Raw genomic sequence first — 19,325 nt, 5'->3', positions numbered from 1 at the left:
GCCGAGAACGGGTTTCCCGGGCCTGCATCCGTGATCTGAGCATGCAGGTGTGCGGACGAGCCGACCTCGACCGGCCTCGGACGCCGGCCTCGACCGGCCTCAGGCCGGCCTCGGACGCCGGCCTCAGGCGAGGGGCTGGGGGAACGGATGCGGCAGCCACACCGTCACGTTCAACCCGCCGCCTCTGCGGGCCGTGAGCACGAGAGATCCGTCGTGCGTCTGGGCGATGCGCTGCACGATGGCGAGCCCGAGTCCGACGCCCGCGTGGTCGTCGTCTCGCGTGCGGTCGGCGCCTCGTTGGAAGGGCTCGACCAGCGTCGCGACCCGATCCGCGGGGAGCACCTCGCCGGTGTTCTCGACCACCAGCGCGACGGCTTCGGGGAGCACATGCGTGCGGACCGTCACGATGCCGTCCGCGGGCAGATTGTGCACGATCGCGTTGTGCACGAGGTTGGTGATCAGCTGCTGCAGCAACGCCGGGGAGCCGAGGACGTTCGCGGTGTCGCCGCCCACATCGAGGGTCACGCCGCGGCGCTCGGCGAGGGGGAGCAGTGTCTCGGCGGACTCCTCGGCCAGCAGTGACAGGTCGAGGGGCTCCCGGGTGAAGGTGCGCCGCTCGGCGCGGCTGAGCATCAGCAGCGCCTCGGTCAGCTCGATGGCGCGTGCATTGACCTCGTGCAGTCGGTCGATCAGGGCGTCGATGTCGCGGGCGGGGTCGTTGCGGGCCACCTCGAGCATGGTCTGCGAAATCGCGAGCGGGGTGCGCAGCTCGTGCGAGGCGTTGGCCGCGAACCGCTGCTGCTCGGAGATGTGCGCCTCGAGCTGCTCCAGCATCGAGTCGAACACGTCGGCCAGGTCGCGGAACTCATCCCGAGGTCCTTCGAGCGCGACGCGGTGCGACAGCGACCCTTGGGCTGCGAGCTGGGCCGCGCGCCCGATGCGGTCGAGGGGCGCCAGCATGCGCCCTGCGATGAGCCATCCGCCGCCGAGTCCGATCGCGAGCAGCACCAGCATCATCACGATCGCGACCGGGACGAATGCGCGGATGAGGTCCGAGCGGTTCGGCACGAAGCGGTCGGCGATGATCGCCGCATCGGGCACATACCGCAGCAGGTAGAAGGCGACGGCGGCGAGCAGCCCGATGCCCGACACGACGACCACGCCCGCATAGCTCAGCGTGAGCTTCCAGCGGGCGCTCATGCCGCGGCGCCTGGACTTGCGAACCTGGTCAGTCATCGGCATCCGTCCCGATGCGGTAGCCGACTCCGGGCACGGTGAGGATCAGCCAGGGTTCGCCGAGCCGCTTGCGCAGCGACGAGACGGTGATGCGCACGGCGTTCGTGAACGGGTCGGCGTTCTCATCCCACGCGCGCTCGAGCAGCTGCTCGGCGCTCACGACTCCGCCGCCCGCGTCGATCAGCACCTCGAGCACCGCGAACTGCTTGCGGGTGAGGGCGACGTATCTGCCGTCGCGGTAGACCTCGCGGCGGAACGGATCGAGCCGCAACCCGTCGATCTCGAGCACGGGCGGACGCACGCGCTGACGGCGGCGATCGAGGGCGCGCAGCCGCAGCACGAGCTCTCGCAGTTCGAAGGGCTTCGTCAGATAGTCGTCGGCGCCGATCTCGAAACCCGTCTCCTTGTCGTCGAGGCGGTCGGCCGCAGTGAGCATGAGGATCGGGATGCCGCTGCCCGAGGCCACGATCGAGCGCGCGACGTCGTCACCGGAGGGGCCGGGGATGTCGCGGTCGAGGACGGCCAGATCGTAGGAGTTCACGCTCAGGAGTTCGAGTGCCATGTCGCCGTCTCCGGCGATGTCGGCGGCGATCGCCTCGAGCCGCAATCCGTCGCGCACGGCCTCGGCGAGGTACGGCTCGTCCTCGACGATCAGCACACGCACGGCACAGCTCTCATGTGCTCAGAGCTTACGCACCCGGGCATATCGGGAGCGTATGCAAAAGCGCATACGCCGTGGCAACAGCCGCCTGAATTGACTGAGGACATGAACACACGCACTGCCCCCAATCGGCGACGCCTCACCGCGATCATCGGCGTCGCGCTGCTCGCCGCCGCCATCACCGGATCGGTCATGCTGATCGGCCAGCAGTCGCTGGCGTCGGCCTCCGTCGCTCCCCAGCTCTCGGCCGCCTCCCTCACCGAGTCCGACGGCGTCATCCGCGAGGAGGGCGCGGTGTCGGTGTTCGACGAGGTGGCGGCCGTGACGAACCTCGACCCCGACCTGCTCTCGGCGGTGCGCTCCGCGGCCACCGCGGCCGAACTCGACGGGGTGCGGGTGCACGTGAACAGCGGCTGGCGGTCGGCTGCGTATCAGCAGGTGCTGCGGCAGGATGCCGTGATCGAGTACGGCTCCGAGGAGGAGGCGGCCCGCTGGGTCGCGACACCTGAGAACTCCGAGCACGTGTCGGGAGACGCAGTCGACCTCGGGCCGGTCGCCGCGCAGGACTGGCTCTCGCGCAACGGCGCCGAATTCGGACTCTGCCAGATCTACGCGAACGAGCGCTGGCACTTCGAGCTGCGCCCGGCTGCGGTCGCCAACGGCTGCCCCCTCATGTACGACGACCCGACTGCCGATCCGAGGACCCAGCGATGAGCACGACCCTGACGACTCCGCCCCTCACTCTCTCGCGCATGCATGCGCCGACTCTGCACACGCTCCCCTCGGCCGTCGCGGCGAACGTCGAGCGGATGCGGTCCTCCACCGACGCCCGCATCATGGCGGTCGTGAAGGCCGACGGCTACGGCCTCGGAGCCGTCGCAGTCGCTCGCGCGGCGATCGCGGCGGACGCCGAATGGCTGGGCGTGACGGATGCGGAGGACGCCGCAGAGCTGCGCCGTGCGGGCATCGAGGTGCCGATCCTCGCGTGGCTCAACCCCTCGGGGGTCGATGCCGCACGGGCGATCGCCGATCGCGTCGACATCGCCGTCGGATCGGTCGAGGAGCTGCGGCAGCTCATCGCCGACGCTGCACCGCTCGCTGCGGGACAAGTGCGCGTGCACCTGCACATGGACACAGGGATGTCGCGGGGTGGAGTGCCGCTGGAGGACTGGGCGGAGCTGCTTCGGCTGGCGCGCTCGGGCCGGGGACGCATCGAGGTCGTCGGGGTCATGGGGCACCTGCCGTGCGCCGACGCCGCCGACCCCGCTCTCAATGCCCCCGCCGTGCTGCGGATGCGTCAAGCTCGGGATGCCGTGCTGCGCGCCGGGTTCGGTCCGCTGCTCGTGCACCTCGCCGCGACGTCGGGCACGCTGACCGACCCGGCGACGCACTTCGACCTCGTACGGGTCGGCGCGGGTCTCGTGGGCATCGACCCGTCTGAGACCGTGCCGTTGCGCGGGGCGGCGCGCTTGACGGCATCCGTCGTGCACAGCAGCATCGTGCCCGCGGGCACTCCCGTGGGTTACGGCGGCGCGTTCGTGACAGAGCGCACCAGCCGTCTGAGCGTGATCGGCGTGGGTTATGCCGACGGCATCCCTCGCGAGCTTCTGGCGGGTGCGAGCGTCGCGATCGACGGCATCCGCTGTCCGATCGTCGGGCGGGTGTCGATGGATCAGATCGTCGTCGACACGGAGGATTTGAGCGTGCCGCGGGGCGCGACCGCCATCGTGTTCGGACCGGAGGGTGGGGCGGTGCCGAGCGTGCAGGAGTGGGCGCGGTGGGCGGAGAGCATCCCCCACACGATCGTCACAGGCATCGGCGCTCGGGTCGAGAGGGCGATCGCGTGAGGGTGCTGGTCATCGGAGGAGGGCAGAACGCCGAGCACGACGTCTCGCTCGCCTCTGCCGCGGCGGTCGCCGAGGCGTTGGGTGTCGGGGGATACGAGGTCAGCACGGTGACGATCTCGCGCGCGGGGATCTGGGAGGTGGCGGGCGTCTCGGAGGGTGCCACCGCCGCCGATTCCCTCGCTCTCGCGATGCCGCTGATCGCTGAGGCCGACGTCGTATTCCCCGCGGTGCATGGAGCGCTCGGGGAAGACGGCGTGCTCGCGGCACTGTGCGCTCTGGCGGGCGCGCGAGTGGTCGGATCAGGGCCTCGGGCCGGGGCCATCGGCATGGACAAGTGGGCGACGAAGCTCGTCGCTGAGGCGGCGGGACTGCGCACGGCCCGCGGGCGCCTGATCGATGCGGCGGACTGCGGGGATGCCGAGTTCGACGGCCCCGTCGTCGTCAAGCCGGTGTCGGCGGGCTCGAGCTACGGCGTCTCACTCGTGCGAGAAGAGGGCGAGCTCGGGGCTGCGCTGCAGGAGGCGGCGCGGTTCGACCGCCGCATCCTCGTCGAGGAGGTCGTGCAGGGACGCGAGATCGACGTCGCGGTGATCCGCGAGGCCGGCGGGGTGCGGTGGGCGGCTCCACCGCTGGAGATCCACTCGGCCGGGCTCTTCGACACCGCCATGAAGTACGACGGCAGCGCGCGTTTCACGGTGCCGGCGCAGCTCTCGGATGCTGACGCGACCGCGCTCACCCGGGCCGCACTGACCATGTTCGATGCGCTCGGCTGCGCCGGCGTCGCCCGGATGGACTTCTTCCTCACGTCCGAAGGACCGGTGCTGAACGAGGTCAACACGATGCCGGGGCTGACCGCGGCGTCGCAGGTGCCACGGATGTTCGCGGCGGCCGACGTGTCGTACGTCGACCTGGTGTCGCGTCTCGTGCGCGCCGCCGAGGTGCCGGGGCGGTGACCGCGCGCGACGCGCATGGACCGACACGCGTCGGCTGGCCCGATGTCGCGAAGGGCGTCTGCATCATCCTGGTGGTGCTGTGGCACGTGGTCACCAAGCACGCGGTCGAGGTCGAGGGGGCGGGGCCGATCACCGACTCCTGGGCGACGCTCAACGCGCAGCTGCTGCCGCTGCGGATGCCCCTGTTCTTCCTGATCTCGGGGATGTTCGCCGGGAGTGCCGTGAATGCGCCGGCCGGAGTCTCGTGGCGTCGCCGCGCAGGGCGGCTGGCCGGCGTCTACGTCGTCTGGGTCGTGATCCAGACGTTCGTGCTCGCGTGGACGCCCGACTTCGACACGGCCAGGGCGGAGAACGGATGGCAGCTGCTCGCGCAGCTCACGATCAGCCCGACGAACCTCTGGTACCTGCTGGCGCTCGCGGTGTATCTGCTGATCGCGCGACTCGTGCGGCACGTGCCGACTGCCGTAGTTCTGCCTGTCGCGTTCGTGATCGCGGCTGTCGCGGCGGCGGGGCTCATTCCAGACCTCGGCAACCTGTGGCAGCTCGTGCAGAATCTCTTCTTCTTCCTCGCAGGGCTCCGGCTACGGTCCGTCATCGAGCGGTTCGCGGCGGCCTCCAGCCCCGTTCGCACTCTCATGCTCGGAGGGGCATATGTCGCGGCCGTCGCCGCGGTCGGGGTGCTGGGCATGCGTCAGTGGCCGGGCGTCTGGCCGCTGCTGGCGATCGTCGCGGTCGCATTCGGCGTCGCCGCCTGTGCGCTGCTCGACCGGCATGCAGGGGTGATCGCCCGCCCGCTGCGCTGGATCGGTCAGCGGACGCTGCCGATCTACGTGATCCACATGATCCCGCTGGCACTGATCGACGGTGCCCTCCGCGGCCTGGGCTGGGTCGCGACCCCGGCTGTAGAGGTGGTCTGGCCGATCGTGCTCACCGCGTCGGTCATCGCGATCTGCCTCGCGGTGCACGCCGGTCTCGTGCGGGTGGGGCTCGGGGTACTGTTCGATCCGACCGCGCGGCCGCTCGTGCGCACGAGGTGACCCGTTTCGTCTCGCTCCGCCCGTTCGACGGACGAAGATCGAGTCAGAGCCGGTCGACGCCCGTCACCGTGACGACAGCGGCGCCCTCTTCATCGGAGGCCGCGAGGTCGACCGTGGCCGAGATGCCCCAGTCGTGGTCGCCCGCCGGGTCGTCGAGGATCTGACGGACGGTCCATTCGGTGGCACCCTCGGTGAGGAGGAGCAGCTGCGAGCTGCGGGCGTTCGCGCCGGTGAGGATCTCGTCGTGATCGGCGAAGTATCCGTCGAGCGCGTCAGACCACGCATCCGCGCCGAACGACGGATCGAGCTCGGCGAGGGCTGCGACGTCCTCGCGGGCCGCGAGCTGCACGCGACGGAACAGCTCGTTGCGCACCAGAGTGCGGAAGGCACGAGTGTTCGAGGTGAGGCGCTTGGGCGCGGGCGGGACGATCGGCTCCTCGTCTGGGTCCTGCAGGACCCCGTTCACGAGTTCCTCCCACTCGTCGAGCAGGCTCGAGTCGACCTGGCGCACGAGTTCACCGAGCCACTCGATGAGGTCGCGCAGATCCTCGTCCTTCGCCTCCTCGGGGATCGTCTGCGAAGCCGCCCGATATGCGTCCGAGAGGTAGCGCAGCACCACGCCCTCAGAGCGCGCGATCTTGTAGAACGCGACATATTCTCCGAACGACATGGCGCGCTCGTACATGTCGCGGACGACTGACTTCGGATGCAGCTCGAAGTCGCGGATCCACGGCTGAGCGGCACTGAACGTCTCGAACGCCGCGGTCAGCAGCTCGTCGAGCGGCTTCGGATAGGTGATCTCCTCGAGCAGCTCCATGCGCTCGTCGTACTCGATGCCTTCGCGCTTCATGACGGCGACGGCTTCGCCGCGCGCCTGGAACTCCTGCTGGCCGAGGATGGCGCGGGGATCGTCGAGCGTGGACTCGACGATCGAGATCATGTCGAGGGCGTACGACCCGGTGCCCGTGCCGACCGAAGGATCGGGGTCGAGCAGGTCGAACGCCGCCAGTGCGAACGGCGACAGGGGCTGGTTCAGGGCGAAGTTCGGCTGCAGGTCGACTGTGAGGCGGATCTCCTGGCGTGTCGTCTCGGTGGCTCCGCTCCCTCGCTCCACGACCGGGACCTGCTCGACGACACCCGACTCGAGCAGCGTCCGGTAGATGCCGATGGCGCGCAGAGCGAGCTCGCGCTGTCTCTTGCGGGGCTCGTGGTTGTCGTAGACCAGCGCGCGCATGTTGCCGAAGACGTCGCCGCCGCGACCGATCACGTTGAGCATCATGGCGCTCGTGATCTGCATGTGAGAGGTCAGCGTCTCGGGTTCGGCGTCGATCAGCTTGCGGAACGACGGCTCGCCCCACGACACGAAGCCGTCAGGCGCCTTCTTGCGGACGATCTTGCGCTTCTTCTTCGGATCGTCGCCGGCTTTCTTGATCGCGGCGACGTTCTCGCTCTCGTGCTCCGGCGCCTGCGCGACGACCGTGCCTGCAGTGTCGAAGCCGGCACGGCCCGCCCGTCCCGCGATCTGGTGGAACTCGCGGGCGCTGAGCTGCCGCATCCTCGTGCCGTCGAACTTGGTCAGGGCGGTCAGCAGCACCGTGCGGATCGGCACGTTGATGCCGACGCCGAGGGTGTCGGTGCCGCAGATCACGCGCAACAGGCCGCGCTGGGCGAGCTGCTCGACGAGGCGTCGGTACTTCGGCAGCATCCCCGCATGGTGCACGCCGATGCCCGCCCGGAGGAACCGTGAGAGGGTCTTGCCGAACGCAGTGGTGAAGCGGAATCCGCCGATCAGCGCCGCGATCTCGTCGCGCTGCTCCCGCGTGGCGACCTTGGTGCTCGACAGTGCCTGGGCCCGTTCCATCGCGGCCGCCTGCGAGAAATGCACGATGTAGATGGGCGACTGGCCGGTGCCGAGCAGGTCGTCGATCGTCTCGTGGATCGGCGTCGTCTCGTAGAAATAGTGCAGCGGCACCGGGCGTTCGACGCCCGTGACGGATGCCGTGTCGCGGCCGGTCCTGCGGGTCAGGTCGCTCGACAGCTGCGACACATCGCCGAGGGTCGCCGACATGAGGATGAACTGCGCCTGCGGAAGCTCGAGCAGCGGAACCTGCCATGCCCACCCGCGGTCGGGGTCGGCGTAGAAATGGAACTCGTCCATCACGACCTGGTGCACCGCGGCATCGGTGCCCTGGCGCAGTGCGAGGTTCGCGAGGATCTCTGCCGTGCAGCAGATGATCGGAGCATCCGGGTTCACCGACGAGTCGCCCGTGATCATGCCGACGTTCGAGGCGCCGAACACGTCGACGAGCGCGAAGAACTTCTCGCTCACCAGGGCCTTGATCGGGGCCGTGTAGAACGAGCGGCGGCCTTCGACGAGCGCGGCGAAGTGCGCGCCGACCGCGACGAGCGACTTTCCGGTGCCGGTGGGCGTCGACAGGATCAGGTTGTTGCCCGAGACGATCTCGATGACCGCTTCGTCCTGCGCGGGATACAGGCTGATGCCGGTCGACTCGGCCCATTCGACGAACGCCGTGTAGACGGCATCCGCGTCGGATCCGTCGGTCAGTGTGGTCGGGTCGAGGATCGCAGGCATGGTCTGTCGATCATCCCACCTTCGGCGCGGCGCCTCCTGCGAGCGAGCGCGAGACTCAGACCGACGTCGCGGCGCGCAGGGCGATGCGGATCATGTCGCCGAAGGTCTGCTCGCGCTCCTGAGCGGTGGTCTGCTCGCCCGTGACGATGTGGTCCGAGACCGTGCAGATGGCCAGGGCGCGACGCCCGTAGTAGGCGGCGAGCGTGTAGAGGCCTGCTGCCTCCATCTCGACACCGAGGGCGCCGTGCTGCACGAACGGCTCGGTCAGTTCGGGGCGGGTGCTGTAGAACTGGTCGCTCGAGAAGAGCAGCCCCACGTGCACCGCCGAGTCCAGCGGTTCCTCCTCGCTCGCCTCGACCGCGGCACGCAGCAGACCGAAGTCGGCGACGGGGGCGTAGTCGAGGCCGTGGAAGCGCACCCGGTTGATGCCCGAATCGGTGCAGGCGCCGTTCGCGATGATGATGTCGCGCACCCGGATCTTCTCGGTCAGCGCACCGCACGAGCCGACCCGCACGATGGTCTGCACGTCGTACTCCTCGAACAGCTCGTTCGCGTAGATCGCCATCGACGGCTGGCCCATGCCCGAGCCCTGCACCGAGATGCGGTGCCCCTCCCAGGTGCCGGTGTAGCCCAGCATCCCGCGGGTCTCGGAATACAGCTCGGCATCGTCGAGGAAGGTCTCGGCGATCCATTTCGCGCGCAGCGGGTCGCCGGGGAACAGGACGACGGGGGCGATCTGACCGGGCTCGGCGGCGATGTGCGTGCTCATGCACTCAGCGTACTGACGCCACCGATGGGGAACCGATGAGGATGCTCAGCCCTCGCGCCGCCGCACGATCTCGCCGATCCACGCCGGAGCGAACGGCGAGGTGCACCCGGGCGCGGTGGGGTAGTCGGCGAGTACCTGCAGACGCTCACCGATCTCCAGGGCCCTGGTGCGCAGCCCCGGGTGGAAGATGCCGATGTTCGCGAGCGTCTCGTTCATCGACCACTGCAGGCGCTTCGGGGCATCCCGCAGATCGCGCTCGATCAGGTCGAGCAGGTGCTCGAGATCGAGGCCGTCGGCGTCCTTCGCCACGCGCACCGTCGTGAGCGACCAGGCCGCGGCGGCGACCGTCGGGTCGGGATCGTCGAACCAGCGCAGACGCAGCTCTTCGGCGAGTGGGGTCTTCTTGGCCACGTAGTTCACGAACCAGTCGTTGACCTTGGGGGCCTCTGTCTGTCGCAGCATCGCATCGAGCTCGTCGGCCGTGAACTCGCGCGGTGTGCAGATGAGCAGAGCGAGCAGCCGCGCACCGGTGTCGCCCGTCGCCCACAGCTCCTTCGCGAGCGGCTGATCGGTCTTGATGCGCTTGGCCACGCCGCGGAGTCGGCTGAGGTTCATGCCGTGGTCGTCGCCGCGCTTCTCGTTCGCGGCTCGCATCTTCGGATCCTCGATCGCGGCCAGCTCGGCGAGGGCGTCGGGAACGGTCATGTCGGACATGTCACCAGGGTAGGCCCGGAGTGCTTGTCAAGGCCCGGGCCTTCTGCGGGACTGCGGCCATACTCTCGCAGGAGAGCGAACTCCGACGAAGGGAAATGCCATGACTCGCGACAGCGACGACATCAGCACCGACCGCAATGACATCAGCACCGAGCCGTCGCCCGGCCCCGAGGAGAACGACAACCTCGGCGCCGAGGACAACAAGGGCGTGCCGCCGACGGTCGTGCCCTCGGGTTCGGACTCGGGCGACGAGACCGACGACGGTGACGTGCTCGCCGACGACCCCGACGAGGACTGACACGGCGGCATCGCGCTCAGTCCTCTTCGACGAGCTCCCCGCGGATTCGCCGAAGGTCCTCCATCAGCGAGCCGATCAGGATCCAGTGCGTCGACGAGGGCGGGCGGATCACGAGGGGCGCCGTGAGTGCGGGGATCGCCGAGGTCAGGGTCTCGGGCTCGGGTGACACGTCGGCGATCTGCACCGCGAGGCGCACGTCGTGGCCTGCTCGGCGCAGCTGCTCGGCGATCGCCGTGACTGCGGGCTCCTGTCCGATCGAGTCGTCGTAGTGGTCGAAGTAGGCGCGCGTCATGCCGATCGTCTGCGTGACGATGGGCGTGAGGCGTTCGAGGAGCGCGCGCATCTCGACGAGCTCGTCACGATGCGTCGAGCGGCGCGGGTTGAGGGTGAGCGATTCCTCCCCGGCTTCGATCGACACCTCCGCGGCATCCCTCATCGGGCGCAGCAGCCGAGCCTCGAGCATGATCTCCTGCAGCTTCGCCGGCGTCTGCGGCTCAGGAAGGGCGTCGGCGAGGCGGTCGAGGCTCGCGGCGAGCTCCGCGCCGAGCAGGCCGAGGTCGCGTCGCGCGGGTGCGACGAGCACCGGAGGCACGATCAGCGCGTTGACGACGATGCCGATCGCGACGCCGATCAGGGTCTCGACGATGCGGGCGAGGGCGTAGTCGGGCGTCGAACCGAGGGCGAGCACGAGCATCGCCGAGATCGCGACCTGGTTGCCGGTGCCGGGGGTGGCCCTGAACGCCCACGCGACGAGCATGGCCACGACGATCGCGAGCAGCACGATCCAGCTCGGCGATCCGAGCAGCAGGCCCAGTGAGACGGCGATGATCACGCCCGCGATGACGCCGATGCTGCGCTCCAGTGCCTTCGACAGCGACTGGTTGACGCTCGGCTGCACGACGAGCAGCGCGGCGATCGCGGCGAACACGGGCAGCTGCCCGGGAACGACCCATCCCGCGAGCAGCCATGCGGCGATCGTCGCCGCGGCGGACTTCACCACCTGCAGCAGGGGCGAGCGCTTCGAGGCGCGGATCGCGGCATGGATGCGCATGCGCACAACGCTACTCGGGAAGCGCCCCTTCTCCGGCGGTCTGTCAACCCCGTCGCCAACACTCCGGGACTCGCGCTGAATGGGACTGATCACAAGACGAACAGTGAGGAGCATCACATGGTGCAGATCATCGAGACCATCGACGTCCACGTTCCGATCGACGTCGCCTACAACCAGTGGACCCAGTTCGAGAGCTTCCCCCAGTTCCTCGACGAGGTCGAGTCGATCGTCCAGCTCGACGACACCCACAACCGCTGGACCGTGAATGTCGGTGGCGCGACCCGCGAGTTCGACGCCGAGATCACCGAACAGCATCCCGACGAGCGCGTGGCGTGGAAGAGCGTCGGCGGCGACACGGAGCACGCCGGTGTCGTGACGTTCCACAAGATCGAGGAGTTGACGACCCGTGTGACCGTGCAGATCGACTGGGAGCCCGAAGGGTTCCTCGAGAAGGTCGGCTCGCTCGTGGGCGCAGGCTCGCACGCGGTCAAGAAGGACCTGAAGAACTTCAAGGAGTTCATGGAGAAGCGCGGCGCCGAGACCGGCTCGTGGCGCGGCGACGTAGACGCCTGACACACCCCGGATGAGAGGCCCGAACGGCGGTGGTCCGCGCTGTCGTTCGGGCCTCGTCCTCTGCGCCGGGGCGGTCGGAACGCAAAGATAGGGCATCCTCCCGATGTCGGCGGGGCACCTCAGAGCGGAGTGTGGGGACATCCCAACCGAGGAGATGTCATGTACGAGCACCCCTACCTCGCCCACCAGGTGACCGAGTACGAGCAGGAGCGGATACAGCAGGCGGCCGAGCGCCGTCGCTTCATCGCGGAGCACGCCGATCAGATCGTCCCGCGGGCGGCCGGCCCGATCCGACGAGCAGGACAGCGGATGCTGCGCGCCATCACCGGTGCACGCACCGCCACGACGGATGCCTCCGCACCCGCCGACCGCCGGGCCGCCGCCGGGTGCGAACCGGTCGCTGCCCGGTGAGCTCTGCTCTGCCGACGGCAGACGCGCGGAACGCCCTGAATGTCGGACGTGGGTGGGACGATGAATTCATGCCCCCGTCCGCTCCCAGCGCCACGATGGTCGGCCGTGAAGCCGAGCTCGCGATCGTGCGCGGGTTTTTCGACCAGGCGGTCGAGGGAGTCCCCGTCGCCGTTCTGGTCGAGGGCGAGGCAGGCATCGGCAAGTCGCGCCTGCTGCGCGAGTTCGGAGCCGAGGTGGCGAACCGCGCCGACGTCCATGTCGGCTGGTGCCTCGACCTCGGGGCATCGCGCACGCCGTTCGGGCCGCTGACCGGCATTCTCCGCTCGATCGTCGCGCTCATGGGCGCCGACCGTGTGCGTGACCAGCTCGGCGTCGGAGTCGAGGCACTGGGCATGCTGCTGCCAGAGCTCAATCCGACCGACCGCTCGCAGACCAGCCCCGACCGGGTGCGCGACGCGATCGCGTCGCTCATCGAGGCCGCCGCAGAGCTCGCTCCCCAGGTGCTGGTCGTCGAAGACCTGCACTGGGCCGACGAATCGACCCTCGCGCTCCTCTCCTTCCTGCTGCGCACACTGGCTCGAGGGCGCATCCTGCTCATCCTCACCTGCCGCACCGACGACGTCCGCCGCGGCGACGCGGTGAGCCGGTTCATCGGCGAGTCCACCCGTGCGCGCCTGCTCGAGCGGGTCACGGTCGAGAGGCTCGAGACGGCATCCGTCCGACGGCTCGCCGAGTCGATCACGGGAACGCCTCTCAGTGACTCCGCGCTCGAGCGCATCCAGGAGCGGGCAGAGGGTGTGCCGTTCTTCGTCGAGGAGATCGCCGGATGCTCGGCAGGTCCTCTTCCCGGCAGCCTGCGCGACCTGCTGCTCGCCCGATTCGATCGACTCGGCGACGACGCGAGGCGCGTCGTGCAGGTCGTGTCGGGTGCTGAGCGCCCGCTCACGCATCCGCTGGTCACCCGGCTCGCCGGTCTGCCCGAGGCGCGCCTCGACGAGGGGATCCGCGAGGCGACGCTCAGCGGCATCCTCGTCGTGGTCGACGACGACTACCGATTCCGGCACGCGCTGCTGCGCGAAGCCGTGCACGACGACCTGCTCCCCGGCGAGCGGGCGCGACTGCACAGGGCATACGCCGAGACCCTCGAAGAGAACTGCACCGGCACCGACGGCGGAGACCCCGCCGCACTCGCCTATCACTGGCAGCTCGCGCAAGACGACCGTCGCGCGCTCGCCGCAGCCGTCACCGCCATGCTCGACGCCAAGTCGCGTTTCGCGTTCGCCAGCGCCGCCCGTTTCGGCGAGCTCGCCCTCGATCTGTGGATCCAGGTGCCAGACGCCGAGAACGTCGTCGACATCGAGCGCTTCGAGCTGCTGCGCACCCTCGGCTCGGTGCTGCGCAACGCCGGAGACGGTGAGAGGGCGCTGGCCGTGGTCAACGTCGCCCTCGATGAGGTCGATCTCGCGACGGTCGATCCGCGCACGCATGCGAGGCTCCTGCGCGACAAGGCGTACTACCTGATGAATCTCGGGCGCGAAGGCTCGATCGCGTTGCTTCATAGGTCGCTCGAGGTGCTCGACGGCAGGGTCGACGACGATCGGCTCCGTGCATCGATCCTCAATCAGCTGGCGAGCAGGTACATGATCGCGGGGCGACTCGAAGAGGCGATCACGCTGGCGATCGAGGCCGGAGAGCGAGCGGTTCGGGCCGGGTCCGATGACGAAGCGTCGATCGCAGCGAACGTCCGGGGCGGCGCCCGTGCGCACCTCGGCGATCTCGACGCCGGGCATCGCGAGTACGCACTCGCCCTGCGGCTGGCGAAGGGCACGAACGCCGAGATGCGATACCGGGTGAACTACTCCGATCTGCTGGGGCTGCTCGGGCGTTACCGAGACGCGGTGCAGGTCGCAGAAGACGGCCTCGCCCCGGCACGGGCATTCGGTGTCGAGCGCACGACCGGTGCCCTGATGACGCAGAACATGGCTGTGCCCCTTCTCGAGATGGGTGAGATCGACCGCGTCGAGGGGATGCTGGCGCGCGAGCTCTCGCAGCGGACACTGCGCATCTCGCACATGTACTCCACGATGACGCGCGTGCGCGTGCTGTCGTGGCGGGGCCGGCACAAGCAGGCGGAGGAGATCCTGCGCGAGTGGCATCCGTCGTTCGAGGAGACCGGACGGGTCGAACGGCAGATCTGGTACGACGAGGTGATGATGCGTGTCGCCGTCGCCGAAGGGCGGGGCGATCACGCGCGAGCGCTCGCCGAGGTGAGAGAGATGCTGGCTGATGCCGGGCCCGTCTTCCTCCACCAGCGCCGTCTGCTGCTCGAGGCGGGGTGGATGATCGCCGAGCTCCGGGCATCGGGGGTCGACGTCGCGGAGGCCGTCGGCGATGTGCGGGGAGCATGGCGCGCGCAGCCGGCGCCACTGCAGGGCGACCGATGGGGGAGCATCCTCGACGCACTGCTCTCACCGTCGGTCCCTGGGATGCGGGCGGCTGTCGACTTCGCGGACGACGATGACGTGCCCGTGACGTTCCGGGTGACGACGAGGCTCGAGCTCGCTCGCCTGCTCGTCGACGCCGGCGAGCGCACCGAAGCCGCCGCCGTGCTCGCGCACGCGCTCGGTGAGGCCGAACGGCTGGGGCATGTTCCACTCGTGCGGGCCGTCGGCGCTTTCGCGGATGCAGCGGGCCTGGCCACGGCATCAGACTCCTCCCGTGGCGTCACGGAATCCGACCCGCTCACCGCGCGGGAGAGACAGGTTCTCGCGTTGATCGTCGAAGGGCTCAGCAACCGGCAGATCGGTGAACGGCTCTTCATCAGCGCGAAGACCGTGAGCGTCCATGTGTCGGCGGTGCTGCGAAAGCTCGGCGTCAGCACACGCACCGAAGCGGCCGTCCTGCAGCAGAAGTCGGAGTTCGGAGCCAGCGGTCAGCCTGCCGTGGTACGTTGAGGACGCGCGTATGTCGGACGTTCCGTCACGGCGCGGGCCGCGCAAGCGGCCGTTTGAAAACAGAAAGTAGAAAACACATGGCCACTGGCACTGTGAAATGGTTCAACGCGGAAAAGGGCTTCGGCTTCATCGCTCCCGATGACGGCACGGACGACCTTTTCGCCCACTACTCGGCAATCGCCGGCTCCGGTTTCAAGGAGCTCCGCGAGAACCAGAAGGTCGAATTCGACGCTGAGCGTGGCCCCAAGGGCATGCAGGCGGCGAACATCCGCGCTCTCTGAGCGCGCGCTGACTTCCTGAAGCCGGCCGGATCCTCACGGATCCGGCCGGCTTTCTGTATGCCCGGGGGTCGTGGCGCGGTTGCCGGTGCGGCGGGGTCGTTTCCGCACCCGGACCGTGTGCGGGGCCAGTTCCGCATCCGAACTCTATGCGGGGTCACTTTCGCATCCGAACTCTATGCGGGGTCACTTTCGCATCCGGATCGCCCATTTGCGGGGCGCAACTGGCCCCGTCTGGCCGTGCGGTGCGCAACTGGCCCCGCCTGGCCCGCTGTGCGGGGTCACTTCTGCATCCGGGTCGCCGGTTCGCGGTGCGCAACTGGCCCCGCCTGGCTGTGCGGTGCGCAATTGGCCCCGCTCGACGTGCGACCGGTGCGCGCCCCATCCGGGAGCGCCGGGCGCCCCATCCGGGTGCAACCGGGCGCACCAGCGTGCGGAGGGGGATGGGTCAGTGCTGAGCGGGTTCGGTGCCGTCGGCCGCCGCATCGAGCAGCAGATCGCCGAGGATCACATCGCCGATCCGCTCGCGGGCGACGGGATGCTGTGCGCACCGGTCGATCAGTTCGACGAGAACGGTGTGATCCGTGCGCTGGAGCCGGGCGCCGAGCACGAGCACCTCCCCCGATGAGAGCGTCAGGGAGAGGCGCTTTCGATCGCCGACCGCATGGTCGATCGTGTCCCAGTCCAGTGTGCGGCTGCGGAAAAGCGGTGCCGTGGCGGTCAGCGCGCGTGCATCGAAGAGGAGGTCGACCGAGCGCAGCGCGGCGATCAGGCGCCAGATCGCATACCCGACGCCGACCAGCGCGAGCGCAGCGCCCAGGTTGTAGGACAGGCGTCGACTGAGTCCCTCTGTGGCTGCAACCCACGCGTACAGCGTGAGGAGGACGGCGCTGACAGCCAGAAGCGCGGCGGCATAGAGACCGGCTGTCCTTTTCGACCGGGCCGAGATCGCTCCGAGCGACGTGTGCACGTGGACCCCACCGGGAACCGACGGTTCGCCGGCCGCTTGTGCCCAGAGCAACGCCATGATCACGAAGCACCCCCCGAGCAGGGCCTTGATAAGACCCACGTTCTCGAAGCTTACGGCGAGGAGGGCGACGGCGCCGAAACCGTAGAGCGGAAACCGGAAAGCCCTCGTCGAGGCGAAAGGAGGGAGGGGATAGGCCAGTCGCTCGATCGTGGTCTGGCGGAGGATGCTCATGGTCATCTCACTTTCGAGCCGTCGGTGGCCCGCTGGGGAGTGAGCCGTCGGGTGCCGCATCGACGAGGAGATCGCCGAGGATCATGTCGCCGATGCGCTCGCGAGCCGCGGGAAACTCGGCGCATCGATCGATCAGCGCGCGCAATACGGTGTGGTCGGACTGCTGGTGGCGAATGATGAGAGTCACCGGCCTCTTGGAGGTTGATACGAAGAGGACGAGGCGTCGTCGGTTGCGCTGAAAGAGGACCAGTTGATCCCAACCGTAGAAACGGGGTCGGCGAAACGGAGCTCTGATCTCCATTCCGGCACGGCCCATATTCACATCGACTGACCGTGCCACCGCTATCAGCGACCAGATTGCCTGTCCGACCGCGATCGCCGGGATGATGAGGATGAATCGTGCCTCGACAACCTCCCGCAGTCCCGTCTGCATCAGAGCTAGAACGGCAGTGAGCGCGATCGTTGCCCCGACGATGAGCAGGGCGGCGGCGTAAAATGCAGCCGATCGATCCGAGCGGCTGGTGAGTCCTCCGGGCCGCGTTACGACGTCGACGCCTCCCGGCTTCGACGGGTATCGCTGCGTACGTGCCTGGAGAAACAGGAGTCCGACGGCACAGGCGCCGGTCGCCCACACGTACGGGTTGTTCGAAAGTAGAAAGGCTGCGCGGGCGAGGAAGATCAGCAGGGTGAGCGTGGGGAGCATGAGTAGAGCGCTCGGTTGCGCGGCGGGGACCGAGTATACGAACCGCTCGATCGTCGTCTGGCGGCGGATAGCGTCAACCACTATGACTGACACTCTCGGATAGGTCGTAGAACCAGTCGCCGATGGACTCGCCCATGTCGCCGACGACGATGTAGCCGTCGGACAAGAATTCGCGTGTTCGTTCCACTTTGCCGGCGAAGACGTGCATGATCTCCGCGAACGGCCCCGCGATGTGGCTGATCTCTCTGGCGGCTGTCGTCAGATCGAGGGAGATGTCCGCGAAGGCGGAAGCCGACTCGCCCTGCCAGTAGGACCCTGCGTTGATCATGTCGTCACCGCTCTGCCGGTCCGCCTCTATCGAGGCTGTCTCGGCGCGATGACGGAGCCAACCAGCAGCTGAACGGATCGCCGCCGGATCGCCGCCGACCTCGACGATGAAGCTGTCGCTCATTCGAGTCCGACTCCGTCTGCGATCTTGCGCAATTCAGCCGCGGTCGTCTCTTCATTCGTGATGGTCTCTGAGGTGATGTCTCGAAGGATCTCGCCGATCATCAGGTAGCTCGAACCCAAGGGGTCCAGCAATGATGTGACGCGGCCGATCACGGTCGCGATGGGCTCCGAACCTTCGCCGCCGTCGACAGGTTCGGGGAGCGCGCTCAATGCCTTCCTGACAAGAGCCACGACACCATCCAAATGCGCGCTCGAAGTCGTCGCACATCTATGCCGGCCCGGCCTTCTTCGACGCCACTGATCGGCACGTAGACCACCGGTGGTATCTCTCGCGAGACCACGTATTCCATGAGTTCCCCCTCAGGGTCAGATCGAGGCTATTGCCCCGCTGATCGTCACCGCGGGGGCGGCGCGATATGCCGCTCCCAGGGATGCCCCGAGATGAGGCTTGCCTAACTTTCTGTTAGATTAGGCCAGGCTTACCAAAGCCTGGCGCCCCTCTGCGCCGCACCCCCTCATCCCAACCCGAAGGGAACGCCTGTGCGCACCTCTCGTCTCATCGCCGCCGGTGTCGCCGCGGCTCTCGCCGTCGGCCTCACTGCCTGCGCGACGCCGTCGACCGGCTCCGATTCCGACTCCGCCGGCGGCAACCCCGCCGATGACAGCGCCTTCCCCGTCACGATCGAGCACGTGTACGGCGAGACCACCATCGAGACGAAGCCCGAGCGCGTCGCGACGATCGCCTGGGCGAATCACGAGGTTCCCCTCGCTCTCGGCATCGTTCCGGTCGGCATGAGCAAGGCCACGTGGGGCGACGACGACGACAACGGCATCCTGCCCTGGGTCGAGGAGAAGCTCGACGAGCTCGGCGGCGAAGAGCCCGTGCTGTTCGACGAGTCCGACGGCATCGACTACGAGGCCGTCGCCGACACCGAGCCCGACGTGATCCTCGCGTCCTACTCGGGTCTCACGCAGGAGGAGTACGACACCCTCTCGAAGATCGCTCCGGTCGTCGCATACCCCGAGGTCGCCTGGGGCACCCCGGTCGACGACATGATCGAGATGAACTCGAAGGCCCTCGGCCTCGAGGAAGAGGGCGACGCCCTGATCGAGGAGCTGCACGCAGACGCCGAGGCCGCGCTCGAAGCGACCAGCGCACTCAAGGACAAGAAGGTCCTCTTCGCCTACATCGACCCGAGCGACCTCAGCCAGGTCGGCTACTACACCGCGATCGACACGCGCCCCGGATACCTGCACGACGACCTGGGACTTCCGCTGCCGTCGATCGTCGAGGAGAACGCCGACAGCAAGGAGTTCTACCTCTCGGTGAGCTCGGAGCAGGCTGACGCGTTCGATGATGTCGACGTCTTCGTGACCTACGGCGACGACTCGCTCATCGCCACGATGCAGGCCGACCCGCTGCTGTCGAAGATCCCCGCGATCGCCGAGGGCAACATCGTGATCCTGCCCGACTCGACTCCGATCGCCGCGTCCGCGAACCCGTCGCCGCTGTCGATCCAGTGGGGCCTGTCCGACTACCTCGGCCTGCTGGCGGCACCGCTCGCCGCGAAGTGACGTTCGGCGTCACCTTCTCGC

At 68.5% G+C, this 19,325-nt stretch carries 20 protein-coding genes; 10 read left to right on the top strand and 10 right to left on the bottom strand.

The window, feature by feature from the left end; genetic code table 11:
- Positions 1 to 123: 123 nt before the first annotated feature.
- Both ACQ4LY_RS03490 and ACQ4LY_RS03485 read right to left on the bottom strand, forming a co-directional pair.
- Positions 124 to 1,200: a sensor histidine kinase gene (locus ACQ4LY_RS03490; protein ID WP_431075744.1), complete on the bottom strand. Its 1,077-nt coding sequence runs from the start codon at positions 1,198 to 1,200 to the stop codon at positions 124 to 126.
- Between the two features lie 28 nt (positions 1,201 to 1,228).
- Positions 1,229 to 1,900 (bottom strand): response regulator transcription factor, encoded by a 672-nt coding sequence (locus ACQ4LY_RS03485; RefSeq protein WP_431074589.1) that lies wholly within the window; start codon positions 1,898 to 1,900, stop codon positions 1,229 to 1,231.
- A gap of 102 nt (positions 1,901 to 2,002) precedes the next feature.
- Here ACQ4LY_RS03485 and ACQ4LY_RS03480 point away from each other — a divergent pair, with 102 nt between their 5' ends.
- Genes ACQ4LY_RS03480 through ACQ4LY_RS03465 form a run of 4 tightly spaced genes read left to right on the top strand, consistent with a single transcriptional unit; the run spans position 2,003 to position 5,734 of the window.
- Positions 2,003 to 2,611, top strand: a complete 609-nt coding sequence (locus tag ACQ4LY_RS03480; RefSeq protein WP_431074588.1) for a M15 family metallopeptidase — start codon at positions 2,003 to 2,005, stop codon at positions 2,609 to 2,611.
- Complete coding sequence (gene alr, locus ACQ4LY_RS03475; RefSeq protein ID WP_431074587.1) at positions 2,608 to 3,744, top strand: alanine racemase; 1,137 nt, start codon at positions 2,608 to 2,610, stop codon at positions 3,742 to 3,744. Before ACQ4LY_RS03480 ends, alr begins: the two co-directional genes overlap by 4 nt.
- Entirely contained in the window at positions 3,741 to 4,697 is a 957-nt protein-coding gene (locus ACQ4LY_RS03470; protein WP_431074586.1) for a D-alanine--D-alanine ligase family protein, read from the top strand. Before alr ends, ACQ4LY_RS03470 begins: the two co-directional genes overlap by 4 nt.
- On the top strand, positions 4,694 to 5,734 hold the full coding sequence (locus tag ACQ4LY_RS03465) for an acyltransferase family protein (RefSeq protein ID WP_431074585.1): 1,041 nt from the start codon (positions 4,694 to 4,696) through the stop codon (positions 5,732 to 5,734). The genes ACQ4LY_RS03470 and ACQ4LY_RS03465 overlap by 4 nt, the downstream gene beginning before the upstream one ends.
- Positions 5,735 to 5,777: 43 nt before the next feature.
- Here ACQ4LY_RS03465 and ACQ4LY_RS03460 read toward each other — a convergent pair whose 3' ends face one another.
- From ACQ4LY_RS03460 to ACQ4LY_RS03450, 3 genes are read right to left on the bottom strand one after another with little or no spacing between them, the layout of a single operon-like run.
- Positions 5,778 to 8,327, bottom strand: a complete 2,550-nt coding sequence (locus ACQ4LY_RS03460) for a DEAD/DEAH box helicase (RefSeq protein ID WP_431074584.1) — start codon at positions 8,325 to 8,327, stop codon at positions 5,778 to 5,780.
- 55 nt (positions 8,328 to 8,382) lie between these two features.
- Positions 8,383 to 9,096 (bottom strand): purine-nucleoside phosphorylase, encoded by a 714-nt coding sequence (deoD, locus tag ACQ4LY_RS03455; RefSeq protein WP_431074583.1) that lies wholly within the window; start codon positions 9,094 to 9,096, stop codon positions 8,383 to 8,385.
- Positions 9,097 to 9,141: 45 nt separating this feature from the next.
- Positions 9,142 to 9,810 carry a DNA alkylation repair protein gene (locus ACQ4LY_RS03450; RefSeq protein ID WP_431074582.1) on the bottom strand — a complete coding sequence of 223 codons (669 nt, stop codon included), beginning with the start codon at positions 9,808 to 9,810 and terminating at the stop codon, positions 9,142 to 9,144.
- Between the two features lie 100 nt (positions 9,811 to 9,910).
- Here ACQ4LY_RS03450 and ACQ4LY_RS03445 point away from each other — a divergent pair, with 100 nt between their 5' ends.
- Complete coding sequence (locus tag ACQ4LY_RS03445; RefSeq protein ID WP_431074581.1) at positions 9,911 to 10,108, top strand: hypothetical protein; 198 nt, start codon at positions 9,911 to 9,913, stop codon at positions 10,106 to 10,108.
- Positions 10,109 to 10,124: 16 nt separating this feature from the next.
- Here the strand turns inward: ACQ4LY_RS03445 and ACQ4LY_RS03440 are convergent, their stop codons facing one another.
- Positions 10,125 to 11,159, bottom strand: coding sequence for an FUSC family protein (locus ACQ4LY_RS03440; protein ID WP_431074580.1), 1,035 nt, complete (start codon positions 11,157 to 11,159; stop codon positions 10,125 to 10,127).
- Positions 11,160 to 11,276: 117 nt separating this feature from the next.
- On the opposite strand from ACQ4LY_RS03440, the gene ACQ4LY_RS03435 reads away from it, so the two are divergent.
- From ACQ4LY_RS03435 to ACQ4LY_RS03420, 4 genes are all read left to right on the top strand, one after another.
- Complete coding sequence (locus tag ACQ4LY_RS03435) at positions 11,277 to 11,732, top strand: SRPBCC family protein (protein WP_431074579.1); 456 nt, start codon at positions 11,277 to 11,279, stop codon at positions 11,730 to 11,732.
- A gap of 159 nt (positions 11,733 to 11,891) precedes the next feature.
- Positions 11,892 to 12,143 (top strand): hypothetical protein, encoded by a 252-nt coding sequence (locus tag ACQ4LY_RS03430; protein WP_431074578.1) that lies wholly within the window; start codon positions 11,892 to 11,894, stop codon positions 12,141 to 12,143.
- 68 nt (positions 12,144 to 12,211) lie between these two features.
- Positions 12,212 to 15,097, top strand: coding sequence for a helix-turn-helix transcriptional regulator (locus ACQ4LY_RS03425; RefSeq protein ID WP_431074577.1), 2,886 nt, complete (start codon positions 12,212 to 12,214; stop codon positions 15,095 to 15,097).
- Positions 15,098 to 15,174: 77 nt separating this feature from the next.
- Positions 15,175 to 15,378, top strand: a complete 204-nt coding sequence (locus ACQ4LY_RS03420; protein WP_056310329.1) for a cold-shock protein — start codon at positions 15,175 to 15,177, stop codon at positions 15,376 to 15,378.
- Positions 15,379 to 15,823: 445 nt separating this feature from the next.
- Here the strand turns inward: ACQ4LY_RS03420 and ACQ4LY_RS03415 are convergent, their stop codons facing one another.
- The 4 genes from ACQ4LY_RS03415 to ACQ4LY_RS03400 all read right to left on the bottom strand — a co-directional run bounded on the left by ACQ4LY_RS03415 (position 15,824) and on the right by ACQ4LY_RS03400 (position 17,960).
- Positions 15,824 to 16,576: a hypothetical protein gene (locus ACQ4LY_RS03415; RefSeq protein ID WP_431074576.1), complete on the bottom strand. Its 753-nt coding sequence runs from the start codon at positions 16,574 to 16,576 to the stop codon at positions 15,824 to 15,826.
- Positions 16,577 to 16,583: 7 nt separating this feature from the next.
- Positions 16,584 to 17,279, bottom strand: a complete 696-nt coding sequence (locus ACQ4LY_RS03410) for a hypothetical protein (protein ID WP_431074575.1) — start codon at positions 17,277 to 17,279, stop codon at positions 16,584 to 16,586.
- Between the two features lie 73 nt (positions 17,280 to 17,352).
- Positions 17,353 to 17,730, bottom strand: a complete 378-nt coding sequence (locus ACQ4LY_RS03405) for a hypothetical protein (RefSeq protein WP_431074574.1) — start codon at positions 17,728 to 17,730, stop codon at positions 17,353 to 17,355.
- Positions 17,727 to 17,960, bottom strand: coding sequence for a hypothetical protein (locus ACQ4LY_RS03400; RefSeq protein ID WP_431074573.1), 234 nt, complete (start codon positions 17,958 to 17,960; stop codon positions 17,727 to 17,729). The genes ACQ4LY_RS03405 and ACQ4LY_RS03400 overlap by 4 nt, the downstream gene beginning before the upstream one ends.
- 309 nt (positions 17,961 to 18,269) lie before the next feature.
- On the opposite strand from ACQ4LY_RS03400, the gene ACQ4LY_RS03395 reads away from it, so the two are divergent.
- Entirely contained in the window at positions 18,270 to 19,304 is a 1,035-nt protein-coding gene (locus ACQ4LY_RS03395) for an iron-siderophore ABC transporter substrate-binding protein (RefSeq protein WP_431074572.1), read from the top strand.
- Positions 19,305 to 19,325: the final 21 nt, after the last annotated feature.

Origin of the sequence: Microbacterium phyllosphaerae (assembly GCF_050628115.1) — a bacterium.
Taxonomy (GTDB): domain Bacteria; phylum Actinomycetota; class Actinomycetes; order Actinomycetales; family Microbacteriaceae; genus Microbacterium; species Microbacterium phyllosphaerae_A.
The sequence above is the reverse complement of the archived record's forward strand: the minus strand, read 5'-3'. Positions and strand labels throughout refer to the sequence as shown.